Annotated in this window: 24 protein-coding genes; 14 read left to right on the top strand and 10 right to left on the bottom strand. The window is 72.1% G+C overall.

Annotation, left to right across the window (positions count from 1 at the left end; translation table 11 throughout):
• Window positions 1–210 precede the first annotated feature (210 nt).
• From ACFWPS_RS18850 to ACFWPS_RS18835, 4 genes are read left to right on the top strand one after another with little or no spacing between them, the layout of a single operon-like run.
• A complete protein-coding gene (locus ACFWPS_RS18850; protein ID WP_361291873.1) occupies window positions 211–1,122 on the top strand; it encodes a sugar ABC transporter permease in 912 nt (303 codons plus the stop codon).
• The gene (locus tag ACFWPS_RS18845; protein WP_383706422.1) at window positions 1,119–2,021 is read left to right on the top strand and encodes a carbohydrate ABC transporter permease; all 903 of its coding nucleotides are present in this window, start codon (window positions 1,119–1,121) and stop codon (window positions 2,019–2,021) included. Before ACFWPS_RS18850 ends, ACFWPS_RS18845 begins: the two co-directional genes overlap by 4 nt.
• A 2-nt stretch (window positions 2,022–2,023) precedes the next feature.
• Window positions 2,024–3,739, top strand: a complete 1,716-nt coding sequence (locus ACFWPS_RS18840; protein WP_383706420.1) for a hypothetical protein — start codon at window positions 2,024–2,026, stop codon at window positions 3,737–3,739.
• Between the two features lie 53 nt (window positions 3,740–3,792).
• On the top strand, window positions 3,793–5,610 hold the full coding sequence (locus ACFWPS_RS18835) for a hypothetical protein (RefSeq protein WP_383706418.1): 1,818 nt from the start codon (window positions 3,793–3,795) through the stop codon (window positions 5,608–5,610).
• Between the two features lie 81 nt (window positions 5,611–5,691).
• On the opposite strand, the gene ACFWPS_RS18830 is transcribed toward ACFWPS_RS18835, so the two are convergent.
• On the bottom strand, window positions 5,692–6,339 hold the full coding sequence (locus ACFWPS_RS18830) for a nucleoside/nucleotide kinase family protein (RefSeq protein WP_383706416.1): 648 nt from the start codon (window positions 6,337–6,339) through the stop codon (window positions 5,692–5,694).
• A 77-nt stretch (window positions 6,340–6,416) separates the two neighbouring features.
• Between ACFWPS_RS18830 and ACFWPS_RS18825 the strand changes: the two genes are divergently transcribed.
• The 3 genes from ACFWPS_RS18825 (at window position 6,417) to ACFWPS_RS18815 (ending at window position 9,659) form a co-directional block, all read left to right on the top strand.
• The gene (locus ACFWPS_RS18825; protein ID WP_383706414.1) at window positions 6,417–7,151 is read left to right on the top strand and encodes an HAD family hydrolase; all 735 of its coding nucleotides are present in this window, start codon (window positions 6,417–6,419) and stop codon (window positions 7,149–7,151) included.
• Complete coding sequence (locus ACFWPS_RS18820) at window positions 7,148–9,493, top strand: glycoside hydrolase family 65 protein (RefSeq protein ID WP_383706412.1); 2,346 nt, start codon at window positions 7,148–7,150, stop codon at window positions 9,491–9,493. Before ACFWPS_RS18825 ends, ACFWPS_RS18820 begins: the two co-directional genes overlap by 4 nt.
• Window positions 9,494–9,584: 91 nt before the next feature.
• A complete protein-coding gene (locus ACFWPS_RS18815; protein ID WP_376335433.1) occupies window positions 9,585–9,659 on the top strand; it encodes a 50S ribosomal protein bL37 in 75 nt (24 codons plus the stop codon).
• A 107-nt stretch (window positions 9,660–9,766) separates the two neighbouring features.
• On the opposite strand, the gene ACFWPS_RS18810 is transcribed toward ACFWPS_RS18815, so the two are convergent.
• Genes ACFWPS_RS18810 through ACFWPS_RS18800 form a run of 3 tightly spaced genes read right to left on the bottom strand, consistent with a single transcriptional unit; the run spans window position 9,767 to window position 11,242 of the window.
• The gene (locus ACFWPS_RS18810) at window positions 9,767–10,636 is read right to left on the bottom strand and encodes an SDR family NAD(P)-dependent oxidoreductase (protein WP_383706410.1); all 870 of its coding nucleotides are present in this window, start codon (window positions 10,634–10,636) and stop codon (window positions 9,767–9,769) included.
• Window positions 10,637–10,673: 37 nt separating this feature from the next.
• Window positions 10,674–11,030, bottom strand: a complete 357-nt coding sequence (locus ACFWPS_RS18805) for a nuclear transport factor 2 family protein (protein WP_383706408.1) — start codon at window positions 11,028–11,030, stop codon at window positions 10,674–10,676.
• Between the two features lie 35 nt (window positions 11,031–11,065).
• Entirely contained in the window at window positions 11,066–11,242 is a 177-nt protein-coding gene (locus tag ACFWPS_RS18800) for a hypothetical protein (RefSeq protein WP_383706406.1), read from the bottom strand.
• Between the two features lie 71 nt (window positions 11,243–11,313).
• Here ACFWPS_RS18800 and ACFWPS_RS18795 point away from each other — a divergent pair, with 71 nt between their 5' ends.
• Window positions 11,314–12,138, top strand: a complete 825-nt coding sequence (locus ACFWPS_RS18795; protein ID WP_383706404.1) for a MerR family transcriptional regulator — start codon at window positions 11,314–11,316, stop codon at window positions 12,136–12,138.
• 243 nt (window positions 12,139–12,381) lie between these two features.
• On the opposite strand, the gene ACFWPS_RS18790 is transcribed toward ACFWPS_RS18795, so the two are convergent.
• A complete protein-coding gene (locus ACFWPS_RS18790; RefSeq protein WP_383706402.1) occupies window positions 12,382–13,278 on the bottom strand; it encodes a M56 family metallopeptidase in 897 nt (298 codons plus the stop codon).
• Window positions 13,275–13,658: a BlaI/MecI/CopY family transcriptional regulator gene (locus ACFWPS_RS18785; protein ID WP_217544993.1), complete on the bottom strand. Its 384-nt coding sequence runs from the start codon at window positions 13,656–13,658 to the stop codon at window positions 13,275–13,277. The genes ACFWPS_RS18790 and ACFWPS_RS18785 overlap by 4 nt, the downstream gene beginning before the upstream one ends.
• 147 nt (window positions 13,659–13,805) lie before the next feature.
• Here ACFWPS_RS18785 and ACFWPS_RS18780 point away from each other — a divergent pair, with 147 nt between their 5' ends.
• Complete coding sequence (locus ACFWPS_RS18780) at window positions 13,806–14,753, top strand: lysylphosphatidylglycerol synthase domain-containing protein (RefSeq protein WP_383706400.1); 948 nt, start codon at window positions 13,806–13,808, stop codon at window positions 14,751–14,753.
• A gap of 73 nt (window positions 14,754–14,826) precedes the next feature.
• Window positions 14,827–15,681 carry a proteasome subunit beta gene (gene prcB, locus ACFWPS_RS18775; RefSeq protein WP_383706398.1) on the top strand — a complete coding sequence of 285 codons (855 nt, stop codon included), beginning with the start codon at window positions 14,827–14,829 and terminating at the stop codon, window positions 15,679–15,681.
• A gap of 1 nt (window position 15,682) precedes the next feature.
• Here prcB and ACFWPS_RS18770 read toward each other — a convergent pair whose 3' ends face one another.
• A complete protein-coding gene (locus ACFWPS_RS18770) occupies window positions 15,683–16,366 on the bottom strand; it encodes a phosphatase PAP2 family protein (protein WP_383706396.1) in 684 nt (227 codons plus the stop codon).
• A gap of 266 nt (window positions 16,367–16,632) precedes the next feature.
• Between ACFWPS_RS18770 and efeU the strand changes: the two genes are divergently transcribed.
• The 3 genes from efeU to ACFWPS_RS18755 all read left to right on the top strand — a co-directional run bounded on the left by efeU (window position 16,633) and on the right by ACFWPS_RS18755 (window position 21,504).
• Window positions 16,633–18,876 carry an iron uptake transporter permease EfeU gene (efeU, locus tag ACFWPS_RS18765; protein ID WP_383706394.1) on the top strand — a complete coding sequence of 748 codons (2,244 nt, stop codon included), beginning with the start codon at window positions 16,633–16,635 and terminating at the stop codon, window positions 18,874–18,876.
• Window positions 18,877–18,923: 47 nt separating this feature from the next.
• Entirely contained in the window at window positions 18,924–20,195 is a 1,272-nt protein-coding gene (gene efeB / locus ACFWPS_RS18760; protein WP_383706392.1) for an iron uptake transporter deferrochelatase/peroxidase subunit, read from the top strand.
• 148 nt (window positions 20,196–20,343) lie between these two features.
• Window positions 20,344–21,504: a HoxN/HupN/NixA family nickel/cobalt transporter gene (locus tag ACFWPS_RS18755; protein WP_383706390.1), complete on the top strand. Its 1,161-nt coding sequence runs from the start codon at window positions 20,344–20,346 to the stop codon at window positions 21,502–21,504.
• Between the two features lie 20 nt (window positions 21,505–21,524).
• Here ACFWPS_RS18755 and ACFWPS_RS18750 read toward each other — a convergent pair whose 3' ends face one another.
• Complete coding sequence (locus ACFWPS_RS18750; protein WP_383706388.1) at window positions 21,525–22,721, bottom strand: MFS transporter; 1,197 nt, start codon at window positions 22,719–22,721, stop codon at window positions 21,525–21,527.
• Between the two features lie 197 nt (window positions 22,722–22,918).
• On the opposite strand from ACFWPS_RS18750, the gene ACFWPS_RS18745 reads away from it, so the two are divergent.
• Complete coding sequence (locus ACFWPS_RS18745; protein WP_383706386.1) at window positions 22,919–24,013, top strand: DUF5937 family protein; 1,095 nt, start codon at window positions 22,919–22,921, stop codon at window positions 24,011–24,013.
• A 62-nt stretch (window positions 24,014–24,075) separates the two neighbouring features.
• On the opposite strand, the gene ACFWPS_RS18740 is transcribed toward ACFWPS_RS18745, so the two are convergent.
• Both ACFWPS_RS18740 and ACFWPS_RS18735 read right to left on the bottom strand, forming a co-directional pair.
• Window positions 24,076–25,035 (bottom strand): hypothetical protein, encoded by a 960-nt coding sequence (locus ACFWPS_RS18740; protein WP_383706384.1) that lies wholly within the window; start codon window positions 25,033–25,035, stop codon window positions 24,076–24,078.
• Window positions 25,036–25,047: 12 nt separating this feature from the next.
• Window positions 25,048–26,520: an APC family permease gene (locus tag ACFWPS_RS18735; RefSeq protein WP_383706382.1), complete on the bottom strand. Its 1,473-nt coding sequence runs from the start codon at window positions 26,518–26,520 to the stop codon at window positions 25,048–25,050.
• Between the last annotated feature and the right edge of the window lie 182 nt (window positions 26,521–26,702).

Here is a 26,702-nt window from a genome sequence, read left to right as displayed (position 1 = left end):
TTTCTTTCTCGGGCGGCCCCTCTGGGGCTCGGGGGGTCTCCATCTCGACTGTGCCCCTTGGGGACCGGGGGGGTGGGGGGGGGGGGGGGGGGGGGCGGGGGGGGGGGGGGGGGGGGCCCCCCCCCCCCCCCCCCGGCCCTGGTCGCCACGTGAGGCCGGGCTCACGGCGTGAGCCCACAGCAATCCATCCACCAGCACGGAGTCAGGAAGATGACAAAAAGCGCCGCGGACGTGTCCGTGAGGCAGCCCAGGAGACGCAGCACCTACACCCTCGCGCCGCTCGTCCTCATCGCGGCCAATGTCGTGCTCTTCGCGCTGTTCTTCGCGTGGCCGGCGGTGATCGGGCTCGTCTACTCCTTCACGAACTACACCGGTGTGGGGGCGTTCCAGTTCATCGGACTGGACAACTACCACAACCTGTTCGGGGACTCCGCCTTCTACGACGCGCTGACCCGGACGCTGCTGTACGCCGTCCTCTTCGTTCCGCTGAACTTCGCGCTCTCGCTGCTCGCCGCCAACCTGCTGGTGAGCAAGAACGCCAAGGGCGCGTCCGTCGCCCGTGTCATCTTCTTCATCCCGTGGCTGCTGTCGCCCATCGTCGTGGGTGTCCTGTGGCGGTGGCTGTTCGGTGAGAACTTCGGACTGGTCAACTACGTCATCGAGAAGCTCGGCGGGTCCGCCGTTCCGTGGCAGTCGAACGCGGACCTGTCGCTGCTGGTGGTGGTGTTCGCGGCATCCTGGGCCTGGACGGGCTTCTCGATGCTGCTGTTCATCGCGGCGATCAAGAACGTACCGGTGTCGTACTACGAGGCGGCCTCGCTCGACGGCGCCGGCCCCTGGCGCCAGTTCATCAGCATCACGCTGCCGAGCATCGCGCCCACGTCGTTCATCGTGATCCTGCTCAACACGATCAACGCGATGAAGGAATACCCGGTGTTCGTCTCCCTCAACAACGGCGGACCCGGAACGTCGAACAACCTGCTTGTCCAGTACATCTACCAGACCGGCTTCCAACGGGGCCAGATCGGCTACGCGAGCGCCGCGTCGTTCGTGCTCATGCTCATTCTGATGGCCGTCGCGATCATCCAGCTGATCGTCAACCGACGGGTGGAGAACCGATGACAACCACAGACATGCCACGCAAGGCCGACGCCGGTCCCGGACGGGCCGTCTCCAAAAGGCGGCCCCGCGGCGCGAGCAGTGGTGGGCTCCGGCGGGCGGTACCCGCGACGACACTGCTGTGGATCATGGCGTGCCTCTACGGGCTGCCGGTGCTGTGGTTCATCCTCAGCTCTCTCAAACCGGCCGGGGACCTGTTCTCCTATCCGCTGACGCTGGTTCCGCACAACCCCACCCTGTCGGGTTACTTCCAGGCGTGGCGCAGTGCCAACTTCTCCCAGTACTTCATCAACACGACCCTCGTGTGCGTGATCACGACGATCCTCACGGTGGGCGTCAGCTGCTGCACCGGGTACGCGCTGGCCAAGTACGACAACAGATGGCTCAAGGCGTTCTTCATCTGCATCCTGGCCACCACGATGCTGCCGGGCGAGGTCATGCTCGCCCCCGAGTTCCTGGTGGTCCGCAACCTCGGCCTCTACAACTCGTTCGCCGGCATCATCCTCCCGGCCGTGCTCACGGCGACCGGATGCTTCATGTTCCGCCAGTTCTTCATCACGGTCCCCGACGAACTCGTGGAAGCCGCGCGCATCGACGGCGCCCGCGAACTGTCGATCTTCCTGCGGATCATGGTGCCGCTCTCCCGGCCCATCATGCTGACCCTCGCCATCCTGTCCTTCCAGTGGCGGTGGAACGACTACATCTGGCCGCTTCTGATGCTGAACGACCCCAACAAGTTCACCGTGCAGATCGGCATCCAGAGCATCGTCGGCGCGCAGAACATCAACTGGTCGGTCCTGCTCGGCGCCTCGGTCATCTCGATGATCCCGCTGATCGTCATCTTCCTGGTCTTCCAGCGCTACGTCATGGGCGCCGACATCAATGCAGGCCTGAAGGACTGACCTTGACCGCCCTGCTTGACCACGAGTTCGTCCGCGCGGCGGCGCTCGCCGCCGACGGGTCGGCCGCCCTGCTCGAGGCCGACCCGTCGGCGGAATTCATCGGGCCGCACCGCGCCCTGGCCCGGCGGGTGAAGACGCTGGTCGCGGCGTACCGCTCGCCGGAGTCGGCCCTGCACGGTAGCGAGCGGGCCGTCGCCGCCGCGCTGACCCACCTCCGTGCCCTGCGGTCCGTGCAGACGGCCTCCGGCCTCTTCGCGGGCGGCGACAACGTGCAGTCGCCGCCGGACTCCGCGTTCACCGTCAACGACGTGTGCGACGCGCACGTCCTCGCCGCGGGCGCGGGGCCGGAACTGGCTGACGTCACGGCGGCGCTAGCCGACATCGCGGGCGCCGCCACCGGCCCTCTCCTGACCGGCGGGGTGCACACCCCGAACCACCGCTGGGAGCTGTCCGCGGCGCTGGCCCGGCTGCACCGCTCGTTCCCGGACGCCCGGCTGCTCGCCCGCGCCGAGGAGTGGCTCGCCGAGGGCGTCGACATCGACGCGGACGGCCTGTACTCGGAACGCAGTGCCGTCTACGCGTCCCTTGTGACCAACCCGTCGCTGCTGTTGCTGGCCGAGGTGCTCGGGCGTACCGACCTGCTGGACGCCGTCGAACGCAACCTCGCCACGACCCTGGGCCTGATCAGGCCGGACGGCACGGTGGAGACCGTCCACTCGCGCCGCCAGGACCAGAGGCTGTCGTTCGCGCTCTGGCCCTACCTGCCGCACTACCGGCTGCTCGCGATCCGCACCGGCCGGGGCGACTTCGCCCGCGCTGCCCGCCTGGCGGCCGCCGACGGCATCAAAGACCCCGACCTGCTCGCCCAGACCCTCCTCACCCCGGATCTGTGCCGGGCCCTGCCGGCCCCGGACGCGGAGAAGCTCCCGCGCGACCGGTACCTCCCCACCGCACGCCTCGCCGCACACGTCTCGGCCATCGCGCACACCGTGGTGTACGGCGGCTCCGACGTGCCCGGGCACCGGCGCATCCGCTCGGGCCTCGCCTGCAACCCCACCTTCCTGCGCCTGTTCGCCGGTGCCGCCGTCCTCGACGCGGTCCGCCTCTCGCGGGTGTTCTTCGACCTGGGCCCGTTCCGCGCCGCCGACATGGAACAGCTCGCCGACAACCGGTACCGGCTCACCCAAACCCTCACTACCGCCTACTACCAGCCGCTCCCGAAGGACCGGAGGCGCGACGACGGCGCCTACCGCCTGGTGGACGAGGGCCGCTTCTCCGCGGCGATGGCCTTCCACGACCGTCCTCAGGACGAGGTCTCCCACACGACCCGAGCCGAGGTCGACCTGCGGGAGGACGGGGCCGACCTGCGGATAGACATCAGCGGCCCGCCGGTGCCCTGGGCCCTCGAACTGACCTTCCGGCCGGGCGGCGAGCCGCAGGGCGCCGTACCGATCGGCGACGGACGCTGGTGCCTGACGACCGGGCCGATGACCTACCGAGTCGGCGACGACGAGATCCGGGTCGAGGCCGGCATCGAGGCGGGCGAACCGCTTGCCGGGCCGGACCGCGGCGACGTACTACGGTATGACCCGGGGCAGGACCACACCGTGGTCGGCGGCACCGACGCGACGACCGGGAACCGCGTCTACCTCGGCGGGCACGGCTCGCAGACCCTGACCGTCGCACTGCGCGCCCACCGGTCCGCATCAGTCTCCTGACCCCGACGACCCACGCCATGGCCACCTCCAGCACGAAGGGCTGACCTCCCCCGATGCACCTGCCGCGCCAGCTCGGCCCGCTGCACGACCTGCCGTCCACCCCCGAGGCGTACGACGCGGTCCTCGCCGACGTCGTCGAACAGGCCCTGGCCCGCCTCACCCCCGAGGGCAACCTCGAACACCCCGACGCGGACGACGACATCGGCGACACCTCGCTCGGCATCACCTCGCTGCTGGCCCTGGCCTGGCAGCGGTCCAAGGACCCGCGGCTGCCGGAGGCGGTGCGCCGCAGCCTCGCCTTCCATCTGGGCGAACGGGTCTACACCGAGGACAACCCCGGCTACCCGAACCTCACCGTCCGCAACTCCGGCCTGCCGTACGCCCGTTACGTCCTGGCGGCGGGCGCGCACCCGATCGGCGACTGGCCCAGCACGGTCTGGGCGCTGCTCCAGGCCGTGAACATCCTCGACCTCGCCGACGGCCTGGTCGACGACGGACAGCGCGCCGAACTGCTGGAGGTGGCCCGGGGCTACTGGCGCTGGCTGACCGAGGCCACCTTCTTCAACCCGCAGGAGGCCGGCAACCAGGCCATCGGCTGCGTGGTCGGCGGCCTGATGCTGGCCCGGCACCTCCCGCCCACGGAGGCGGAGCCGGTCCGCGAGCGGGCACTCGCCCTGTACACCGACAAGATCCGCGCCCACCGCGTCCTCGACCGGGGCGCCCTGCTGCCCCCCGAGCACGGCGGCGCCTACGACAACAACTACGGCCCGATCTCCCTGTCCTTCCTGGCCCAGGCCCACCGGATCAGCGGCCTGGAGATGTTCGCCGAGGACGGCGACGCGCTCGCCCGCTACATCGACGCCCGGCTCACGGGCGGCGGCTTCGACAACGGCGGACCGCGCTACAGCGAACAGCACTCGGCCTTCGAGTCGGTCCTCGGCCTGCGCTACTTCGGCGCCCGGATCGGCTCCGACCTGGGCCGCTACCGGGGCGACAGCCGCTGGGCCCGGCACGCGGTCAAGCCGGACGGCGGGGTCGACGGGCACTTCGCCTGGATGCTGGTCTGGCAGATCCAGGACCCCACCCCCTGGCACCGCGACCCGTCGACGGCCCCGGCCCGCCACCAACTCCGCGCGGGCACGGTCTCGGTGGCCTTCGACAGCCGCATGACCCCGTCCCTGGTCGAGGCCGGCGGCACCTACCACCTGCCGGCTGCGGTGAACCGGCAGCACGGCTTCGGCCCGGTCCTGGACGGCTTCCTGTACTGTCGGCCGATGGGCGAGGTCCGGGTCCGGGACGTACGCGTCGACGGACTGACCGCCAAGCTGGTCAGCAAGCCGGTGGTGGGGCGCGACCACGTCCTGCGCCACGTCCGCTCCCTGTACGTCACGGACGGCACCCGGCTGTGGGTGACGGTGGCCGTGGAGCGGTTCGACGGGGCGCCGTACCTGCTGGCCGGGCTGCCCTACGCGGCCGACGACGGCGACCGGGTGCGCCGGGTCGCCGAGGGCGAGGTCGCCGCGGCGGGTGCGCTGCGCCTCACGCACCCCGCCGGGCAGAGTGTGGACCACTTCGACGCGCGTGCCGAACTCACCCAGGAACAGGCCGCGTTCGCGCTCGCCGCGGACCCGCGCGGCTACGGCAACCCGGACGAGGGCTGGCGTCACCTGGTCGCCTCGACTGCCTACGAGGCCGAACCGGCGCCGGGCGCGCCGGAGCACCTGCACGTGTTCGCCGTGCGGTACGGGCCCGGCGGTGACTTCACGCCGTCGTTCGAGGGCGACCTGACCGTGCACACCGAGGGGTTCACGGCCGTCATCGGGGGCCAGGACGCGCATGGTGATCCTGAACTGGCCATTGCTGCCTGCTGAGCGCTCCGCTTGGAGGGCCGCGATACGCCGTCTGCCGTCTGCGGCGGCGTCGTGGCTGGTCGCGCAGTTCCCCGCGCCCCTTCAGGGCGCGGGTAGTGCCGTCTGCCGGATCACCAGGTCGGCCCGGTCCCGGGTGGCCGCGACCAGGTCGGCGTTCAGCTGGTCGGTGCGTGCGACCCAGGCCACCGCCGCCTCGTGGCCCTTGCCGAACTCCTCGTGCCGGGCGACCAGTCGCCGTACCCGCTCCGGCTCGTCGATCTCGCAGAACCACACCTCGTCCAGGGCCGGCCGCACCCGCGCCCACAGACCGTCCGCCAGCAGCAGGTAGTTGCCCTCCGTCACCACCAGCCGGGCCGTCGGCAGGACGGGGATCGCGCCCGCGAGCGGCTGCTCCAGGACCCGCTCGAAGCCCGGCGCGTACACCACGACGTCCGTCTCCGCGCGCAGCCGCCGCAGCAGCGCCGCGTAGCCCGCCGCGTCGAAGGTCGCCGGCGCCCCCTTGCGGTCCCTGAGGCCGAGGCGGTCCAACTCGACGTCGGCCAGGTGGAATCCGTCCATCGGTACGTGCGCGACCCACGGCTCACCTGCGCCGTTCAGCTCCCGCACCAGATGTTCGGCGAGGGTCGTCTTGCCGGCACCGGGGCTGCCCGCGATGCCGAGGATCGCGCGCGGGGCCCGTCCGGCGAGTGAACGGGCGCGGTCGAGGAGGTCGTCGAAAGTCAGCGGCACGCAAAAAGTGTGACACCGGGCCCGGAATGTGGCGGGCGCCACCCCCTCGAAGCCGTCCGATGGGGAAGATGCGGGTCATGACTGCACTAGGTCTGCCCGACACCATCCAGGCCTGTCTCTTCGATCTCGACGGGGTCGTCACCAAGACGGCCGTCGTGCACGCCGCGGCCTGGAAGGAGACCTTCGACGCCTTCCTGCGCGACCACGACGGACAGCGGCCCTTCGACGCGGTCGCCGACTACGACGAGTACGTCGACGGACGCCCCCGCGCCGACGGGGTCCGCACCTTCCTCGACTCCCGCGGCATCCACCTGCCCGAGGGCACCCCGGACGACCCACCGGACGCCCCGACCGTGCACGGCCTCGGCAACCGGAAGAACGAACTGCTGCTGGAGAAGATCCGCACCCAGGGGGTCGAGGCCTACGACGGCACCCTGCGCTATCTGGAGGCGGTCCGTGCGCACGGACTGCGTACGGCGATCGTCTCCTCCAGCGCCAACTGCCGTGACGTGCTGCGCTCGATCGGCGCCGAGCACTTCTTCGACGTCCGCGTCGACGGGGTCGTGGCCGCCGAGCGCCGGCTGCCCGGCAAGCCGCACCCGGACACCTTCCTGGCCGCCGCCCGGGACCTCGGGGTCGAACCCGCCCGCGCCGCGGTCTTCGAGGACGCCCTCGCCGGGATGGACGCGGGTCGCGCGGGCCGGTTCGGGTACGTCGTCGGCGTGGACCGCGTCGGACAGACGGACGCCCTGTACGCGCACGGCGCGGACACGGTCGTGAAGGATCTCGCCGAGCTGGGAGGCAAGGAGTGATCACCCACCGGTCGTACGCCGTGGAACCCTGGGCGGTCCGCGAGACACAGCTCAACCTCGACGTGCTCGCCCAGAGCGAGTCGGTGTTCGCGCTGTCCAACGGGCACGTCGGCTGGCGCGGCAACCTCGACGAGGGCGAGCCCCACGGCCTGCCGGGCAGTTACCTCAACGGCGTGCACGAGGTGCACCCGCTGCCGTACGCCGAGGCGGGCTACGGCTATCCGGAGTCCGGGCAGACCGTCATCAACGTCACCAACGGCAAGATCCTGCGGCTGCTGGTCGACGACGAGCCATTCGACCTGCGCTACGGCCGGCTCGTCGCCCACGAACGGGTGCTCGACCTGCGCCGGGGCGTCCTGGAGCGGACCTGCGAGTGGACCTCGCCGGCCGGCTCCACCGTGCGGGTGCGCTCGACCCGGCTGGTGTCGCTGACCCAGCGGGCGATCGCCGCCGTCGCCTACGAGGTGGAGGCCGTCGACCGGCGCTGCCGGATCGTCGTCCAGTCCGAGCTGGTCGCCAACGAGCAGCTGCCCGGGTCCAACGGCGATCCGCGCGCAGCCGTCGCGCTGGAGTCGGCGCTGGAGCAGGAGGACAACTTCGTCTCCGGGCACCGGCTGCGCATGGTGCACCGCACCCGGCGCAGCGGCCTGCGGGTCGCCGTCGCCGCCGACCACACGGTCTCCGGTCCCGAGCGGACCTCGGCCGGCGCCGAGAGCGGCGTGGACGTGGCCCGGCTGACCGTCACCTCCGTGCTGGAGCCGGGGCAGCGGCTGAGGGTGGAGAAGTTCGTCGCCCACGGCTGGTCCGGGGTGCGCTCGCTGCCCGCCATGGCCGACCAGGTGGACGCGGCGCTCGCGGCCGCCGCCCACGAGGGCTGGCAGGGGCTGGCCGACGAGCAGCGCGGCTACCTGGACGACTTCTGGTCCCGCGCCGACGTGGAGGTGGACGGCGACGAGGAGGTCCAGCAGGCCGTCCGCTTCGCCCTCTTCCACGTCCTGCAGGCAGGCGCCCGCGCCGAACAGCGGGCGATACCCGCCAAGGGCCTGACCGGCTCCGGGTACGACGGGCACGCGTTCTGGGACACCGAGATGTTCGTGCTGCCCGTCCTCACCCACACCGCTCCCGGCGCCGTCGCCGAGGCGCTGCGCTGGCGGCACAACACCCTGCCCGCCGCCCGCGAACGCGCCGCCCAGCTCGGTCTCGACGGGGCCGCGTTCCCCTGGCGGACCATCGCCGGCTCGGAGGGCTCCGCCTACTGGCCGGCCGGCACCGCCGCCTTCCACGTCAACGCCGACGTCGCCGACGCGGTGGTCCGCTATGTCGCCGCCACCGGCGACACCGACTTCGAACGGGACACCGGCGTCGAACTGCTTGTGGAGACCGCCCGGCTGTGGCGCTCGCTCGGCCACCACGACAGCCGCGGCGCCTTCCACATCGACGGCGTCACCGGCCCCGACGAGTACAGCGCGGTCGCCGACGACAACACGTACACCAACCTGATGGCCCGGGCGAACCTGCTGGCCGCCGCCGACGCCGTCGAACGCCACCCGCGGCAGGCTGCGGAGCTGGGCGTCGACGCGGAGGAGAGCGCCGCCTGGCGGGACGCGGCCGAGTCCGTGCACATCCCCTACAACCACGAGCTCGGCGTCCACGAGCAGCACGCCGGGTTCACCCGGTACCAGCGCTGGGACTTCGAGAACACCCGCCCCGAGCAGTACCCGCTGCTGCTGAACTTCCCCTACTTCGACCTCTACCGCAAACAGGTCGTCAAACAGGCCGACCTGGTGCTGGCGATGTACACCTGCGAGGCGTACTTCGACGCGGAGCACATCGCCCGCAACTTCGCCTACTACGAGCCGCTGACCGTCCGCGACTCCTCGCTCTCCGCCTGCTGCCAGGCCGTCGTCGCCGCCCAGGCCGGGCATCTGGCGCTCGCCCACGCCTACACGGCGGAGGCCGCCCTGATGGACCTCGACGACCTGGAGCACAACACCCGCGACGGACTGCACATCGCCTCGCTCGCCGGCACCTGGATGGCACTGGTGGCCGGCTTCGGCGGGCTGCGCCACTACGACGATGGGGCCCGGTTCGCCCCCCGGCTGCCGGAGCGGCTGCGGAGACTGGCCTTCAGCCTGCAACTGCGCGACAGCAGGCTCCGCGTGGAGATCGGCGCCGACAAGGCGACGTACACCCTGCTGGACGGACCGCCGCTGACCGTGTACCACCACGGAGAGCCGGTGACGGTCGGCACCGACAGCCCCGCAGTGCGTGCGGTGCCTCCGGCCCGCCCGGGCCCGGCTCCGCAGCAGCCACCGCACCGGGCACCGAACCGACCGGCCTGAGGGCCCGGGTCTGCGTCACTTGATGCGGACACCTCGGGGCGAATCTAGACTGGCGAGGAGTGGAAAACGATGGATTAGGGAGATATGTGCCATGGCCAAACGAGGGAACAAGCGACGCGCCCGCAAGAAGAAGAGGGCCAACCACGGCAAGCGCCCCAACGCCTGAGTCAACCTGGGCAGACGGCCGAGGGCCCTGATGCGGGTCGGATGCTCAGGGGGCGTGCAGCCGTCACGGGGCGGGGCAGTGGACCAGCGCGTTTGCCCCGGGTCGCCTCAGGGTGTGCGCTCGGGCTGCGCCGCTTGGGGGAAGTCCGCAGCCCGGGAGGCGGTCTCCTGGGCGCGCAGTTCGTCCAGGGCGCCGCGCAGTCGGTCGTGGACCGCGTCGTAGCCGCCGTTGCCCAGGACGATGCGGCGGGGCGGGGAGTCCTGGCTCATGGCGTCGACGACGGCCTTCACGCCGCGGTGGGGATCGCCGGGCTGGCGGCCGTCCTGACTGACCATGGCCACCCGCACCGTCTCCACGAACGCCCGGTAGGCCTCCACGGTCTCGGTCACCGGCTCCTCGACGAAGCCGGCATAGGCATGGGTGCGGAAGGCTCCCGGCTCCACGGCGAGGACCTGGACACCGAACGGCTCCACCTCGGTGCGCAGCGCCTCCGTCATGCCCTCCACCGCGAACTTGGCGGCACTGTAGAAACCGAAACCGGGCACGCTCGCGATCCCGGCGACCGAGGACATATTGACGATCCATCCGCTGCGCCGCTCCCGCATTCCCGGAAGCACCGCGCGGACGAGGTCGACGACGGAGAAGAAGTTCAGCTCGAAGGAACGGCGTACATCCGCCTCCGGGGAGCCCTCCACCGATCCGTACCAACCGCGGCCGGCATTGTTGACCAGCACATCGATCCCGCCGAAGTGCGCTTCCGCGGCCTGGACCGCGTCCCGGACCTGCTGGGGGTCGGTGGTGTCCAGCTTCAGCAGCAGGATCCGCTCGCGCGCCCCGGCGCCGTGCAGGTCGGCCCATTCCTTGAGCTGCCCGGGCCGGCGGGCAGTCAGCACGACGTTGTCGCCCTGCTCCAGCGCAACGTCGGCATAAGCCCTGCCGAAACCACCGGTACCGCCGGTGATGAACCATGTCTTCATGGTGCTCCTCCTTGGAGAGTAAAAAGGCGGCAGCGCGTCAGGGGGCGATGACCAGGCTGCTGATCAGCGTGCCCTCAAGGGTGAAGCGGTAGTTGAGATCGGCGCTGCCGCCGGGGAAGTCGCCCTCCAGGTGCTGGGTGAGGGTGAACTGGTGGGTGCCGGTGCGCTCGGCGGCCACCGGTGTGGTGGTGTAGGTGAACTCGGAAGCGGCGTCGGCCATCCACTCGGTGATCGAGGGGATGCCGGTGTGGGTGTGGCCCTCGTCGGTGACGCTCGCCTGCGGGGTCAGGATCCCGATCACCGCGGTGGTGTCCCGGGTGTCGAGCGCGGTCACGAACTGCCGGACGGCCGCGGGCAGATCGGAGATGCCGATACGAACGGTGCTGTCGGTCATGGGGTGCCTTACGTGAGTTGATCGGGTGGGGGAGGTCACAACTGGAGGGCGAGCCCTGTCTGCGAGCGTGGCTGCCCAGGGCATCGACGAGCTCGGAGCCACTGCCCCCGCGGGAAACCCACGCGGACCGAAGCGAGCATCGGCCGGTAGCCGTCGATCGACTCCTTGACGGGTTCGTCGGCGAGGACCTTCATGCCGGCCAGGTGGCTCATGCCGATCACGATGGGGCCTCCCCCGGGGAGAGGGTCAAGCGCGTCGAGCCCGGCGGATGCACACTGGGGGCATGCTCCACGGATTGACGATCGGCGAGTTCGCGCAGCTGACGCACCTGAGTGTGCGGACCCTGCGTCGTCACCACGAGTCCGGGCTGCTGGAGCCCGCCTCGGTGGACCCCGTCAGTGGCTACCGCTGCTACTCCAGCGACCAGATCCCTACCGCGCAGGTCATCCATCGGCTGCGTGAACTGGACGTGCCGCTGGCCGACGTGGCCAAGATCCTCGCCACCGAGGACGCCGCGGAGCGCGCGGACCTGGTCGGCGAACACTTGCAGCGGCTGGAAGCAGAACTGGACCGCACGCGAGCCGCTGTGATCTCCCTGCGGAACCTGCTGCGCCCCGACGGCGGCGTCCTGCAGGTCGAGCTCCGACCGGTGGCAGCCAGAACGGTCGCCGGGGTCGAGGACGTCGTCGGCCACGAGGAGGTGTCCTCCTGGTACGACGGGGCGATGGCCGCACTCGACGCCGCGGTCGCCGGTCTGCCTGCACTGGGGCCGCCGGGTGGGTGCTACGCCAACGAACTGTTCACCCGCGGGCGGGGAACGGCGCTGGTCCACCGGCCTGTGGCCGACCCACCGACCCGGGGCCGGGTGCGACCGGTGGATCTCCCGGCCGGCGAGCTTGCCGTGGTCGTCCATCCCGGACCGCATGACGATATCGACGTCACCTACGGCCGGCTCGGCGCCTGGGTGGTCGACCACGCCCTCGCGGTCGATGGCCCGGTGCACGAGACATATCTCGTCGGCCCGCGCGACGACCCGGATCCGGCAGCCTGGCGTACCGAGATCGGCTGGCCGGTGTTCCGGCTCGCACCCCCGTTGACAGTCGGCTGACCACTGTGGACTCGCAGGGCGAACACACCAACGGTTGACCCCGCCAGAAGCGACGGTTCGGCGTTGCCGGAGCAGCGGATGCGGATCGAATTCCGCCGCGCCGGCCACGCAGCCGGCCAGAAGGCCGGCGAACCGGCAGGGAGCATCGGCGGGCGCGGGGTCCGCCCGTTCACGGCGGGGAGTCCGTCCGTGGTCCGGGCAACGACTCGATCGTGCCTTCCGGTCCTCCCGGCAGCCGCTCGGTCATGTCAGCGCGTTCCACAGCAGCCCCACCAGATCGCTCGTCGCGTCCGCCGAGAACAGGGCTGCCAGAGCGCCCAGGGCGAGAACCGCTGCCGCGGCCGGCCAGAGATGCGGGGGTGGGCTCGTCTGCAGGGCCGCGATGCGGCGCGTGACCGCGCGGTCGGTGAAGTTGAGGGCGCAGGCCGGGCGTGCGGCCCGCCCGGCGCTGAGGGCCGCCCGGGCCAGTGCCCGGGCGGTGGTGCCGCGGTCCCCGACCTCGGTCGCCGCCTGCTCGTCCGCCCACCGCTCCACCAGGAAGGTCACGGCGGAACGGACCGGGCCGAGCAGCGGGTTGGCGGCCGCGGCGAGCGTCACCGCCGTCACCAGACGGCCGTGCCGGTGCCGCAGATGGGCCCGTTCGTGGGCCAGCAGCACCCGCCGCTCCGCCGGTGCCAGCGCACCCAGCATCGCCGAGGTGACCAGGATGCGGCCCGGCCGGCCCGGGATCGCGAACGCCTGCGGCACCTCGCAGGCGGCCACCACCAGTTCGGTGTCCCGCGGATGCCCCTCGCACAGCCGCCGCAGCGCCCGCCGGGTGCGCCGCTCGGCCCGAACCGCCCGCTGCACCCGCCAGACCACCACGGCCAGCGCCAGGCACGCGGCGACGCCGATCACCTCGGGTACCGGGTCGGCCAGTGGGCGGCCGTCCTCGTGGGCCTCCCGGATCACCGGCGGGGCGTCGCCCAGCAGGGCCGTCGTCAGCAGGACCAGTGACCAGGTGGCCGCGGCCGCGGTGAGCACGGCGGCGGACGCCAGCACGCGTGCTGCCAGCGCGGGGGCCATCCGGCGGCCGACCGCGGGGCTGACCAGGGGCAGCAGCAGGGAGACCAGCAGCGGGGTGTAGACGTCGAACCTCATGCGCCGCCTCCGGCGAACAGGTTCCGCAGCGCCCGCTCCTCCTCCGGGCTCAGCCCGGACACGAACTGCTGGAGCGCGGCGATCGGGTCCGGGCCCCGGTCCAGGGCCTCGTGCATGGCCTCGGCGGTCAGCTCGGCCGCGTTCTTCGCCGGCCGGTAGGCGCCGCGCCGACCGTCGGCGTCCCGCAGGACGAGTCCCTTGTCGTACAGCCGCTTCAGGATGGTGTGGACCGTGTTGTACGCGAGTCCGCCGCCGATCTCGGTCTGGATCTCGGCCGGGGTCAACGGCCGTTCGGTCGCCCACAGGGCTGCCAGGACCTCGCTCTCCAGCTCTCCGGCGCTGCGCCGCTCCGCCCTGCCGCGGGACCCTGTGCCAGCCATGGCACAACCTTACAGCGCGTAGTGCCGCCGTTCGTATGGCCGTACCCGCGCTGCCTCCGCCGGTAAGTCCGGTTAGTTTGTCAGTGTTTGTCCCTGAAGCCCATGGAGGGTCCTGCGCGCCGCAGGGGAACAGGGGTGGGTGCCTCGATGGTCCCGAACGTGAACGCCACGCCCGTCCTGGGCCGCCGGGGGCTCTACTGGCAGAGCGGCGCGTGCCTCGTGGTGCTGCTCGGCGCGGGCTGGCTGGTCCGGCGGCACTGGCCGGCCGTGGCGCACGGGGCGGTCCGGCTCGCCGTCGCCGACCAGGGGTGGCTGCTGGTGGCGGCCGTGGCGGCGGTCGGTACCTGGGCGTCCTCCGCGCTGGCCCAGCAGGGCTCGGTCACCCGCCGGCTGCCCGGCGGACGGCTGGTCGCCGCGCAGTTCGCCGCCTCGGCCGCCAACCACGTGCTGCCCGCCGGGCTCGGCGCGGGCGCGGTCAACCTGCGGTTCCTGATGCGCTGTGGACTTCCGGCGAGCCGCGGCGCGTCGGCCCTCGCGGTCAAGGCGGCCGCCGGCGCGGCGGTACGGCTGGCCCTCGTCGCCGTCCTCGCGCCGGCGTGCCCGGGGCTGCTGCGGATGCCGCACGTGTCCGTGGCCGCGCTCCTCGCCGTCTCCGCGGCGGTCGTCGTGGTCCTCGTCCCGCTCGGGGCCCGGGTGTGGCCCCGCTGCCGGGGCGCGGTGGCCGCCGTGACCGCCGACATCCGGGCCCTGCACGCCCGTCCGGTCCGGGCAGCCGCGCTGTGGGGCGGTTCGCTCGCCTTCGCCGGGCTGCACGCGCTGGTCCTCATCGCCGTGTCCCGGGCCGTCGGACTGTCACTGTCCCCGGCCCGGGTGGCGCTGCTCTACCTCGCCGCCAGCGGTGCCGCGGCGCTGCTGCCCACCCCCGGCGGACTCGGCTCGCTCGACGCGGCCCTCGCGCTCGCCCTCACCGCCTCCGGGACCACGGCGTCCGCGGCGGCCTCCGCGGTGCTCGGCTACCGGCTGCTGACCGTGTGGCTGCCGCTGCTGCCGGGCCTGGTGGTGCTCGGGGTGCTGATCCGGCGCCGGGCGCTGTGACCGGGCGGGTGTTTCCCGGTGGTCCGCATCAGGTAGGAGTCCGGTGTCGTCGGCCGACAGGAGGGGGACTGGTATGCCGGAGAACGAGACCGGGGGCCGGCTGGGGGAGGAGTTCTTCACGCCGGGGACCTCGTCCTTCGCCCGGTTCCTCGCCGCCCACCGGCCCGGACTGCTGCCCACCCGCAGCCCGCTGCCCCCGGGCACGGTCGCCGCGCCCGACGCCTTCCCGCACGGCACCACCGTCCTCGCCCTCGCCTACCGCGACGGCGTGCTGATCGCCGGCGACCGCCGGGCCACCATGGGCAACCTCATCGCCCAGCGCGACCTGGAGAAGGTGCACCCCGCGGACGACCACACGGCGGTCGCCTTCGCCGGCACGGTCGGGCTCGCCCTCGACATGGTCAAGCTCTACCAGGTCGAACTGACCCACTTCGAGAAGATCGAGGGCATCCCCATGACCCTCGACGGCAAGGCCCGCCGGCTCGCCGCGATGATCCGCGAGAACCTCGGCCAGGCCATGCAGGGCCTCGCCGTCGTCCCCCTGCTCGCCGGTTACGACCCCAAGGCGCCGGAGGGGGCGCGCGGCCGCATCTTCAGCTTCGACGTCGCCGGCGGCCTCTACGAGAAGCGCGCGTTCCACGCCGAGGGCAGCGGCTCGCCGTACGCCGGAGGCGCCCTGAAGAAGCTGTACCGCACCGGCCTCACCCGCCGCGAGGCCGCCCTGGCCGCACTCCAGGCGCTCTACGACGCGGCCGACGACGACTCGGCGACCGGCGGCCCCGACCTCAACCGCCGTATCTTCCCGCTGGTCTCGGTCATCACGGAGGGCGGCTTCGAACGGCTGCCGGAGCCCGAGACGGCGGACCTGACCCGGGAGATGGTCGACCAGCGCCGCACCCGCCCGGACGGACCCGGCGCCACGTCCTGACTCACGGCGCGGTCACCGATCTCTCCGGGACGTCGTCCAGTACCCACGTGCGCGGAACCCACCGCGCCGCCGCGCACGCGCAGACCCCGAGCCACCCGACCGCGAACAGCCAGCCGCCGAGCACGTCGGTGCACCAGTGCACGCCGAGGAACACCCGGGTGGCCCCGACGGCCAGCCCCCAGCAGGCGACGGCCGCGCACCACGGCGTACGGCCGTGCGGGGCCCGCGTCCAGATCGCGAGGATCACCACGCCGGCGGCCAGCGCGGCCGTGGTGCTGTGGCCGGAGGGGAACGACCAGCCGGAGGCGGACGTCTGCCAGTCGGCCTGCGGCGGCCGGGCCCGGCCGATCAGCTCCATCAGGGCGCTCCGGGCGGTCTGGCCCAGGGCGAGGCAACCCGCGCCGAGCAGCGCGGCGACCAGCCGCTGCCGCCGGGTGCGGCCCACGACCAGTCCGGCCGCCACGACCAGGGCGTACGGCACGAACCCGGTGCCGGTCGCGGTGACCCCACGGGCCACGGCCACCGCCACGTCCGGCCGGTGAGCGAGGGACCAGGCCAGCAGAGAGCGGTCCAGGCCGAGCGGGGCGCCGTGCCGGCCGGTCACGACCAGGGCCAGCACCGCGAAGGCCGCCCAGGCCCCGAACGCGACGCTCCCCGCGAACTCCGCGGTCCTCTTGCGTTCCATGACGCCGACGACGGCCCTTTCCGGTGACTACGAAGATCCGGTGACTACGAAGGTGTAGACGGTCTACCCGAATGTAGACGATCGGCGTCCCGCCGGTGTTCCCGGGTGCGCGCGTCCGTGTCCGGTCACGGCCTTTGCCGCACCATTACCAGTTCATGACCGACTGACTACATGGGTGTAGTCATCATGGTCGGCGGAGTAAGGCATGCCTTCACTAAGTTCGAGCCAATGGGCGGGGACGGGCCTGCCGGGGAGGGCTGCGACGGATGTGGGACGACGCGTTTCCGAGTTTCCTGATCGGGCTGAGGGAAGGGCTTGAGGCCGGGCTGATCGTCTCGATCCTCGTCGCCACGCTGGTGCGGGCCGGAGCCGGGAACCGGCTGTCGCAGGTGTGGACGGGCGTGCTGGCCGCGATCGCGCTGGCGATGAGCTTCGGCGCGGTCCTCACCTTCACCGCCGCCTCCCTCTCCGCGACCGCCCAGGAGGCCTTCGGCGGCACCCTCAGCGTGATCGCGGTCGCCTTCGTCACCGCGATGGTCTTCTGGATGCGCCGCTCGGCCCGCAGCCTCGCCGGCGAGATCAAGGAGAAGGTCACCGGCGCCCTGGCCATGGGCTCCGGCGTGCTGATCCTGACCTCGTTCCTCGCGGTCGGCCGCGAGGGCCTGGAGACCGCGCTGTTCCTGTGGACCACCGCCCGGGCGGCAGGCGAGTCCGCGGGCCCCCTGGCCGGCGCCGGGATCGGCCTGGTCCTGGCGGCCGGACTCTGCTGGGGCCTGTACCGACGCGTGCTGAAGATCAACCTCACCAGGTTCTTCACCTACACGGGCGCCGTCCTGATCGTGATCGCGGCCGGCGTCCTCGGCTACGGTCTGCGCGACCTCCAGGAGGGCGGCGTCCTCCCGGGCAACACGGCCTACGCCGTCGACCTCAGCGGCCACATCGACGCGGGCTCCTGGTACAGCACCCTGCTCCAGGGCGTCCTCAACATCACGCCGACGATGACCTGGCTGCAGGTGATCGGGTACGTCGGCTATCTGGCTGTCGTCATGACCCTGTTCGTGCGCGGAGTGCGGACGTCCGTACCGAAGCCGGCCGTCGAGCGGACGGAGCCGGCCGCTGCCGCAGACCGGTCGGAGCCGGAGCCGGAGCCGGTCGCGGGTGAGGCCGAGTCGCAATCCGCTGCCTGCGGGGCCGTGCCGGATTCCGGTGCGGACCGGCCCGAGTCGCGGCCCGAGCCCGCAGCCGTCGGCTCGGCGTCGCGGCTCGCCGCAGGGGAGCCCGAGCCGCAGGCGCGGCCGGACATCGCCGTCGGCCGGCCGGAACCGGGCCGGCCCGCCTGGGGGCCGCGGCGCCGGCCCGCCTGGGTGGTGCCCGTCGCCGTGGTCGTCGTCCCCGCCGTGGTCGCCGGGCTCGTCGTCGCCTTCGCCCGGCCCAAGCCGAGCGGCGGGCAGACCGTCGCCGTCTCCGAGACCGAGTGCGGCAGGGGTTTCACCGCGCCGAAGCCGGGCCGCCAGACCTTCCGGATGCAGAACACCGGCAGCAAGACCGCCGAGGTGTACCTGATCGACCCGGGCACCAACGCGGTGTACGGCGAGATCGAGGGCCTCGCCCCCGGCACCACCCGCGACCTGGTCGCCACCGTGGCCGGCGGCACCTACGCCTGGCGCTGTGTCCCCTCCAGCGGCAAGGCCGTCACCTCGCAGTCGGTCACCGTCAGCGGTGGCACCGGCAGCACCAAGGCGGTCGTACCGGTCTCCGAGAACGACCTTGCCGCACCGCTGACGGCGTACAAGGCGTACGTCGAACAGGGCCTGGCCACCCTCGTCACGCAGACCCGAACGCTCGAAGCCGACATCGCGGGCAACCACCTCGCCAAGGCCCGCACCGACTGGCTGACCGCCCACCTCACCTACGCCTCCCTCGGCGCCGCCTACGGCACCTTCGAGGACTACGACCAGAAGATCAACGGCCGCGCCGACGGCCTCGCGGGCGGAGTGGCCGACAAGGACTTCGCCGGGTTCCACCGGGTGGAGTACGGGCTGTGGCACGCGCAGACCGCCGGGCAGCTGAAGGCTCCGGTCCAGGCGCTCGCCGACGCGGCGGCCGGACTCCAGAAGGCGTTCCCCGCCCAGGACTTCGACCCGGGTGACCTGCCGCTGCGCGCCCACGAGATCCTGGAGAACACCCTCCAGTTCGAGCTGACCGCCGACACCGACGAGGGCAGCGGCACCAACCTCGCCACCGCGAACGCCAACCTCGCCGGCACCCGCGAGCTGCTGACCGTACTGCGCCCGCTCCTGACCACCCGGGCGCCGAAGCTGCTGCCGACCGTCGACGCGGACATCGCCCGGCTGCAGGGGCTCCTGGACGCCGAGCACCAGAGCGCGACCTGGACCCCGGTCGAGCAGCTCGACACCGTCGCCCGGCAGCGGATCGCCGGAGCCACCGGACAGCTCCTGGAGGACCTCTCCACGGTGCCGGACCTCCTGGAGATCAGGAAGTCCGCCTGATGAACCGAGCAGAGCACCCGCACCCGTACGACGAAGGGAACCCTCCGATGTCCGCTGCCGACACCCCGTCCTGCCCGATGGGTACCGGCCGCCGCTCCTTCGTGCGGACCGCGCTGGGCGCCGGGGCCGCGGGCGCGGTCCTGGCCGGCGGCGGCTTCGCGCTGAGCCAGGCCGGCGGCACCGCCGAGGCCCAGGCCGCCGACGCGACCGGCACCGCGAAGGTCCCCTTCCACGGCACCCACCAGGCCGGCATCCTCACGCCGGCCCCGGCCGCCGCCACCTTCGTCTCCCTCGACGTCATCGCCGACACCCGGCAGGGGCTCACCGACCTGCTGAAGACGATCACCGAACGGGCCCGCTTCCTCACCTCCGGCGGCACCCCCGAGGACCTCGGCGTCGGCTCGCCGCCCGCCGACAACGGCATCCTCGGCCCCGAGGTCCCCTCCGACGCGCTGACCGTCACCGTCGGCGTCGGCGCCTCCCTGTTCGACGGCCGCTACGGGCTCGCCAAGGCCCGGCCGGCCCGCCTGACACCGATGCGGACCTTCCCGAACGACAACCTGAACGCGGCCGAGTGCCACGGCGACCTCTCGCTGCAGATCTGCGCCGACAGCACGGACACCGTGCTGCACGCCCTGCGCGACATCGCCAAACACACCCGCGGTGCCATGCAGATCAAGTGGCGGATCGACGGCTTCCAGAACGCCCCGCGGCCGACCGGTGCCCAGCGCAACCTGCTCGGCTTCAAGGACGGCATCGCCAACCCGGACGTCAGTTCCGCCCGCGAGACCGACCGGCTGATCTGGGTCGGCGAGGGGCAGGGCGAGCCGGCCTGGACGGCGGGCGGCAGCTACCAGGTCGTCCGGATCATCCGGATGCTCGTCGAGTTCTGGGACCGGGTCTCGCTCAGCGAGCAGGAGCTGATGTTCGGCCGCCGCAAGGACACCGGCGCCCCGCTGGACGGCGCCAAGGAGACCGACATCCCCCAGTACGCCAAGGACCCGAAGGGCAACGCCATCCCGCTGGACGCCCACATCCGGCTCGCCAACCCCCGCACCGCCAAGACCGACACCTCCCGCATCCTGCGCCGCGGCTACAACTACGACCGGGGCGTCGACAGCGTCGGCAACCTCGACATGGGCCTGGTCTTCTGCTGCTACAACCAGGACGTCCGGCGTCAGTTCGAGGCCACCCAGACCCGGCTCATCGACGAGCCGCTCGTCGACTACATCTCGCCGACCGGCGGCGGCTACTTCTTCGCCCTGCCGGGCGTGCGGAACGCCAAGGACTGGCTGGGGAGCGGACTGCTGGCGACCTGACCACCGGACCGGCCTTTACCTTTCCATGACGTTCTCTTGGTGAAGGCCTGTCGCGGGCGCTGCTGCGAACAATGTGCAAGTACGGGAGGATGGCACAAGGCTGCCAATGGCAGCTGCCCATTGTTCGACCGAAGGATGTCACCTCCCGATGACGGCCGCCCCCGGTTCCGCTCCGTCCCTCCTCGCCCAGGCCGAGACCAAGCGCTCGGCCTGGCGCCGTGTCCGGGGCTCCATGACCCGGCAGGAGTGGATCAGGGTCGGCGGGATGGCCGGCTTCGTGCTCGCCCTGCACGTCATCGGCTGGGGCACGCTGGTCGGGATCATCGCGCCGCAGCACCTCAGCGTGGGCACCGAGTCGTTCGGTATCGGCATCGGCGTGACCGCGTACACGCTGGGCATGCGGCACGCCTTCGACGCCGACCACATCGCGGCCATCGACAACACCACCCGCAAGCTGATGGGCGAGGGCCAGCGCCCGCTGTCGGTCGGCTTCTGGTTCTCCCTCGGCCACTCCAGCATCGTCTTCGGCCTCGCCCTGCTGCTCTCGCTCGGCATGAAGACCCTGGCCGGACCGGTCCAGAACGACGACTCGCACCTCCACGAGGTCACCGGCCTGATCGGCACGACCGTCTCCGGCACCTTCCTCTACCTCATCGCCGGCATCAACCTCGTCATCCTGGCCGGCATCTGGAAGGTCTTCCGGCAGATGCGCTCAGGCGCCTACGACGAGGCCGCGCTGGAGACCCAGCTGAACAACCGCGGCTTCATGAACCGCTTCCTCGGCCGGGTCACCGGCTCGATCAGCAAGCCCTGGCAGATGTACCCGCTCGGCCTGCTGTTCGGGCTCGGCTTCGACACCGCCACCGAGATCGCCCTGCTGGTCCTGGCCGGCTCCGGCGCCGCCTCCGGCCTGCCCTGGTACGCCATCCTCACCCTGCCGGTGCTCTTCGCGGCCGGCATGTCGCTCCTCGACACCATCGACGGCTCGTTCATGAACTTCGCCTACGAGTGGGCGTTCTCCAAGCCGGTGCGCAAGGTCTACTACAACCTCACCATCACCGGCCTGTCCGTGGCCGTCGCCCTCATCATCGGCACCGTGGAACTCCTCGGCCTCCTCGCCGACAAGATGGACCTGCACGGCGCCTTCTGGGACTGGGTCGCCGGGCTCGACCTCAACACCGTCGGCTTCGTCATCGTCGGCCTCTTCTTCGCCACCTGGGCCATCGCCCTGGTGGTCTGGAAGGCGGGCCGCATCGAGGAGAAGTGGACGACCGGCCTCGCCCGGCCCGCCGAGCAGACCGAGGGCTAGACGGTTCGACCGGCACGCGATCATCGTGTGACGCGGACGACGGCCGCCGCCAGCAGGGTGGTTGCGGCCAGGGCACCCCACAGCAGCGCCGGACCCGCCGTGAGCAGAGCGGTGAGCGCGGCCGGTGCGGCGGCCCGGCCGATGCCGGTCGACAGCTGCCAGCGGGCGAGCGCGCGGCCGCGCAGCCGCGGCGGTGCCGTGGCCAGGACGAGCGGTGTGCCGCTGCCGGTGTAGAGGATCTCTCCGGCGGTGTACAGCAACGACACCGCGGCGACGGTCACCGTGCCGCCCGGCCCGCCGAGTGCGGCCGCCGCCCAGAACCCGAGGTAGGACAGGGCGAGCACGGCCCCCGCGCCGGCCAGCACCGATCGTCGGGAGCGTCGCGCCAGCCACAGCACGACGGGCACCTGGGTGACGACGACCAGCACGGTGTTGGCCACGAAGATGCCGGCCGACCAGGAGGGCGAGGCATGCAGGGAGGTCACCAGCATGGCGGGCAGCGCCACTTCGAGGACGTCGTAGCAGAACGCGTACGGCAGGTTGACGATGCTCAGGACGGTGACCTGCCGCAGTCCGTCGCCGTACGTCGCACCGGCGCCGGAATCCACATCGGTGCCGGCGGCAGGCTCCGCGTGCTGCTCGTCCTCACCCCGTGCCGTGGCGGGGACCTTCATCGACCACACCAGCGCCGCCGCCACGAGATATCCCAGAGTCGTCACCACGGCCAGGATCCGCAGCGCACCGGTGCCGGCGGCCACCGCGAGGGTGGCGGCCAACGCCCCCGCTCCCATGCCGGCGTTGCGCAGTGACCGTGCGGCCGCCAGAGCGGCGTCGCGGTGCCGGTCGTCGGCGAGGGCGGCGACCATGGCGGCGTGGGCCGCGGGCCAGCACTGGACGCCGATGCCCAGCAACACCGCCGCCGCCGCGTATCCGAGCGGTCCGGTGGCCGCCAGCAGTACGACGGTTCCCCCGACCCGTACCAGCAGCGTCGCGGTCACCGGCGTCGTGAGGGCGCCGCGGTCGATCCACCGGCCGGTCAGGGGAATGGCGCCCAGGCCCGCCAGCATCCCGGCGGACAGTGCGAGCCCGGCGTCGCGCGCGTCCAGGTGCAGCACGCTGATCCCGTACAGCAGCAGGAAGGGCCGCATCAGCCCGGCGGCCAGGGCGTCCACCAGCAGCGCCGAGGTGTACCGGCCGCTGCCCGGGACCCGCGGCAACCGGGTCAGCCTGACGAGGGCCCCGGCGTTCCGTGCAGTTCCCGTGCCCGGGCCCGGATTCGAATGCGTATCGGTGTCCGTCCTCATGGCAGTCACGGTCCCCGCCGGTTGCACCGCCGGGCACCTGGATTGACGATCAGCGCCAATCCACTTCGCGCCGGGCTGGGCCGCCCGCCTCCGGCTGCGACGATGAGTCCATGAGCGTGACCATCGACATCACGGGACTGCCGCATGAGCAGATCCGCTTCGTGCCCTCACCACTGGCCGAGCTGACCGCGATGCTGCACGTTCTGTCCGAGCCCAACCATCATCCGGAGCTGCTCGGTTGGGCCACGGCCACCCTCTCCTCGCTCCCGCCCGGTCTCGCCGACCGGCTGCTCGACGCGGAGGCCCTGTGGAGGTCGGCCCGCGCGGACTTCCTCCTGCCCGGCCGCCCCGGCGCGACGCTGGCCGACGAACTGGACGCCGTCGACCGCATCTCGGACGAGGCCTATGTCACGGCGGCACTCACCTCCCAGCGCGCCACGGCGTCCGCGCACGGGACACCGGGGTCACCGCTCAGCGACCCGGCGGACCGGGAGCAGGCGCTGGAGGTGGCCCGGGCGGGCGGGCCACGGCAGGCGGCCTTCGCGGAGCGGCTGCTCGCGGACCCTCCGGCCGTACGCGACTGGGTGCGCAGGCTCCTGCACGACTGCGAGGAGGCGTTCTTCGCCGACACCTGGCACCGTGTCCGGCATCACCTCGCCGCCGACGCCCGCCAGAAGTCCGACCTGTGGAGCCGGCACGGCCCGGAGCAGACCCTGGCCGCCGTCTCCAGCGCCATCACCCTCGACACGGCACACCGGCGGCGGCGCATCGTCATCGACAAGCTCCAGGACGTCAGTACCGGCACCACCACCGAAACCGGGCTCACCTTCATCCCCAGCGACTTCGGCCGCCCGCACCTGACCATCGTCTTCTCACCCGGCTGGCATCCCGTCGTCCAGTACCCCGCCGCCCGGCCCGGCCTCGACCACCCCGCGGCGCCCGAAGCGGTCCGCCGCCGCCTCGACGCACTCGCCCACCCGGTACGCCTGCGCCTGTGCCGCACGCTGGCCCGCGGCCCGCACACGACGGGCGAACTCGCCGCCTACTGGCAGCTCACCGCGCCCGAGGTGTCCCGACAACTGGCGGTACTCAAGAAGGCCGGACTGCTCGTCACCCACCGCCGAGGACGCTACGTACGCTACGAACTCGACCTCGCCACCTGCGCACGCCTCGGCACCGACCTGCTGGAGGCCCTGCTGCGGTAGCCGCACACCGACCACTCGGCCAGGCCCCTCGCCGTCGGCCGTGCGGACGGCGAGGGGCCCCGTCAGCCGCGTAGCTTCAGGTCCGCCCGCCACTTGATGATCTGCTTCTCCGCGTCGCCGGTGTACGACCAGGGTGTGCGGGTGGCCCGTCGCCCCATGAGTCGCAGCAGGTCCACGGCGAGGTCCGTGACGCCTGCCTGACAGGCCGCGTGCGTCAGGTAGTTGAGGTCACGCAGCTCGCCCGGGGCGACCGGGGCCTCGCCGCGCTGGGCGATCCAGCGCTCCCAGGTGCGCCGTACGTCGCTGACCGCGCCGTCGTGCTTCCAGTGCTGGCTGAGCGCGACCGCGTTCTGCTGTCCCGCCGCCGCGTCGAGGGCGTACCGGAACTCCTCGACGCGGGCGTACTGCACCAGGACGGGCAGCGCGCACCCCGGCGGGGCGACCCCGGCCGCGTCCCGGGCGAAGTCGTACATCAGGCCGTGCGTGCCGTGCCAGCGCGCGGAGTAGTAGTGGAGCACCTGGAGATGGCCCTCCACGTTGTACGGGTCGCGCCGGTGCAACTCGTCCCACCAGCGGGCGAGTTCCTGCCGGCGCACCCCGGTCGGATACAGCCGGGCCACCGAGATCAGGGAGACCCAGGGGGTCGGGTCCTGCGGGTACGCCTCGGCGGCGGTCAGGCAGGCCAGCACGGCGGTGTCGATCCTGGCCCGGTCGATCGGGATGCCCCGGCCCGCCGAGATGGCCAGGGTGAACGCCCGGGCCGTCTCGGTCGCCGCGCGCAGCACCAGCGCGTCGGCGCCGTGCGGCTCGGCGGCCAGCCAGGACTCCGCCGTCGAGCTGCCCGCGCAGGCCTGCGCAAGGAGCCGCACCCGGTGCCCCCGGACCAGCCAGTCCGGGCCGGTGGCCCGCAGCAGTTCCCGGAGGCCCTGCCAGCGGCCGATGACGATGTCCTGACGGGCCGAGGTGAGGGATTGGTCCCCGCAGTCCGGGTCGAAGTCGGGGGCGAAGCGGTCGCGCGCCATCGGACTCGTACCTCAGAAATCGGTGGGGAGGCCTTCGTAAGCCCGGGCATGTGCGGTGACGTGTTCGTCGGGGACGAGGTCGGCCTCGACCATGCGGGTGGCGTCCAGCTTGGCCGGCCGGTAGTAGTCGCTGCCCTGTTTCCAGTACCAGAGCATCGGGATCAGGCCGACGGCCAGGCCGCCGATGCCGATCGCGATCGCCGCGGTGCTCAGCTCGCCCAGCGACTCGACGAAGATCCAGAACATGAACAGGGCGCCGCACAGCGGCCACAGCCCGCCGAGCAGGAAGTTGCCCGCCGACCTGAACAGCATCTTGCGGTAGGCCACGACCACCGCGAGGCCCGCGAGACCGTAGTAGACGGCGATCTGCAGGCCGATCGCCGAGATGGCGTCGGAGAGGATCTCGCCCACCGAGCCCAGCGCGTTGGAGGCGATGAACAGCGTCAGCGCCACCGCGCCGACCACGCCGATCGCCACGTGCGGGGTGTTCCAGGTGCGGTGCACCTTGCCCAGCGCGGTCGGCATCGTACGGTCGCGGCCCATCGCGAACAGCGAGCGGGTGACCTGGATGAGGGTCGTCTCCAGGGTGGCGATGGTGGACAGCATCACGGCGACGATGAGCAGCTTGCCGCCCCAGCCCGGCCAGATCTCCTCGCCCAGCACGCCCAGCACGTTGGCGTCGTTCGCCGCGATCTGGTCCGAGGACAGGATGACGTTCACGGCGATCGTGAACACCTCGAACAGGGCGAAGACGATGCCCACGCCGATCAGGCCGGCGAGGCCGGTGGTACGGCGGGAGTTGCGGGTCTCCTCGCTGAGGTTGCTGGTGACGTCCCAGCCCCAGTAGTAGAACGCGGCGATCAGCGCGCCCGAGGCGAAGCCGGAGACGCCGTCGAAGTGCGAGAAGCCGAGCCAGGACCAGTCGAAGGCACGGGCGTTGCCGGTGTGGAAGAGGGCCAGCACCGCGAACAGCAGCAGGACCGCCAGCTCGATGCCGGACATCAGCAGCTGGGCGCGGACGGTGAGGCGGGCGCCGCCGAGCACCACCGCCAGCATGACCAGGAACCAGGCGGCGCCGACCACCGTCGACAACGCCACGTTGTCGGCGAGGCCCGAGTCGAACAGGGACAGCGTCATCGACCCGGCGGGCAGTGAGCCGGCCACCATGAAGATGGTCGCGGACACCACCAGCGCCCAGCCGCTGACGAAGCCGAGGAACGGGTGCAGGGTGCGGCCCACCCAGGAGTAGCTGGCGCCCGCGTTCACGTCGATCCGGCCCAGGTAGCTGAAGGCGAGCGCGATGCCCAGCATCGGTATCGCACACCACAGCAGGGCGGCCGGACTGGCCAGCCCCACCGACCCGACCAGCACCGCGGTGGTCGCGGCCAGCGAGTACGCCGGTGCGCTGCCCGCGATGGCCATGACCACCGTGTCGAACGTGCCGAGGGCGTTGGCCTGCAGCCCTCTGCCCCTGTTGTTGCTCATAGGTTGTGCTGCTTTCCGGTCGTGCACGGCGCACAGGAGTGCAGGCCCGCGGCGGTACGGGTGGGGGGTGCGCGACCGTCCTCGGACCCGGTGAGGGATGGCCTCGGGGCAAGGGCCGGCCAGGAGAAGAAAGGCGTGGTGAAGGCCGCATGCCGAGAGTCGGCGGACGGTCACACCGCGTG

It is taken from the genome of Streptomyces sp. NPDC058457 (genome assembly GCF_042720695.1).
Classification (GTDB): domain Bacteria; phylum Actinomycetota; class Actinomycetes; order Streptomycetales; family Streptomycetaceae; genus Streptomyces.
Note: the sequence above shows the minus strand (reverse complement) of the source record. Positions and strands in the feature narration are given on the sequence as shown.

Coding starts and splice junctions, on each gene's coding strand:
- ACFWPS_RS18835 (WP_383706418.1), top strand. CDS start 3,793: ATGCACCTGCCGCGCCAGCTCGGCCCGCTGCACGACCTGCCGTCCACC.
- ACFWPS_RS18795 (WP_383706404.1), top strand. CDS start 11,314: ATGCTCCACGGATTGACGATCGGCGAGTTCGCGCAGCTGACGCACCTG.
- efeB (WP_383706392.1), top strand. CDS start 18,924: ATGTCCGCTGCCGACACCCCGTCCTGCCCGATGGGTACCGGCCGCCGC.
- ACFWPS_RS18850 (WP_361291873.1), top strand. CDS start 211: ATGACAAAAAGCGCCGCGGACGTGTCCGTGAGGCAGCCCAGGAGACGC.
- ACFWPS_RS18755 (WP_383706390.1), top strand. CDS start 20,344: ATGACGGCCGCCCCCGGTTCCGCTCCGTCCCTCCTCGCCCAGGCCGAG.
- ACFWPS_RS18805 (WP_383706408.1), bottom strand. CDS start 11,030: ATGACCGACAGCACCGTTCGTATCGGCATCTCCGATCTGCCCGCGGCC.
- ACFWPS_RS18740 (WP_383706384.1), bottom strand. CDS start 25,035: ATGGCGCGCGACCGCTTCGCCCCCGACTTCGACCCGGACTGCGGGGAC.
- ACFWPS_RS18845 (WP_383706422.1), top strand. CDS start 1,119: ATGACAACCACAGACATGCCACGCAAGGCCGACGCCGGTCCCGGACGG.
- ACFWPS_RS18735 (WP_383706382.1), bottom strand. CDS start 26,520: ATGAGCAACAACAGGGGCAGAGGGCTGCAGGCCAACGCCCTCGGCACG.
- ACFWPS_RS18745 (WP_383706386.1), top strand. CDS start 22,919: ATGAGCGTGACCATCGACATCACGGGACTGCCGCATGAGCAGATCCGC.
- ACFWPS_RS18790 (WP_383706402.1), bottom strand. CDS start 13,278: ATGAGGTTCGACGTCTACACCCCGCTGCTGGTCTCCCTGCTGCTGCCC.
- ACFWPS_RS18810 (WP_383706410.1), bottom strand. CDS start 10,636: ATGAAGACATGGTTCATCACCGGCGGTACCGGTGGTTTCGGCAGGGCT.
- ACFWPS_RS18770 (WP_383706396.1), bottom strand. CDS start 16,366: ATGGAACGCAAGAGGACCGCGGAGTTCGCGGGGAGCGTCGCGTTCGGG.
- efeU (WP_383706394.1), top strand. CDS start 16,633: ATGTGGGACGACGCGTTTCCGAGTTTCCTGATCGGGCTGAGGGAAGGG.
- ACFWPS_RS18785 (WP_217544993.1), bottom strand. CDS start 13,658: ATGGCTGGCACAGGGTCCCGCGGCAGGGCGGAGCGGCGCAGCGCCGGA.
- ACFWPS_RS18800 (WP_383706406.1), bottom strand. CDS start 11,242: ATGAGCCACCTGGCCGGCATGAAGGTCCTCGCCGACGAACCCGTCAAG.
- ACFWPS_RS18825 (WP_383706414.1), top strand. CDS start 6,417: ATGACTGCACTAGGTCTGCCCGACACCATCCAGGCCTGTCTCTTCGAT.
- prcB (WP_383706398.1), top strand. CDS start 14,827: ATGCCGGAGAACGAGACCGGGGGCCGGCTGGGGGAGGAGTTCTTCACG.
- ACFWPS_RS18780 (WP_383706400.1), top strand. CDS start 13,806: ATGGTCCCGAACGTGAACGCCACGCCCGTCCTGGGCCGCCGGGGGCTC.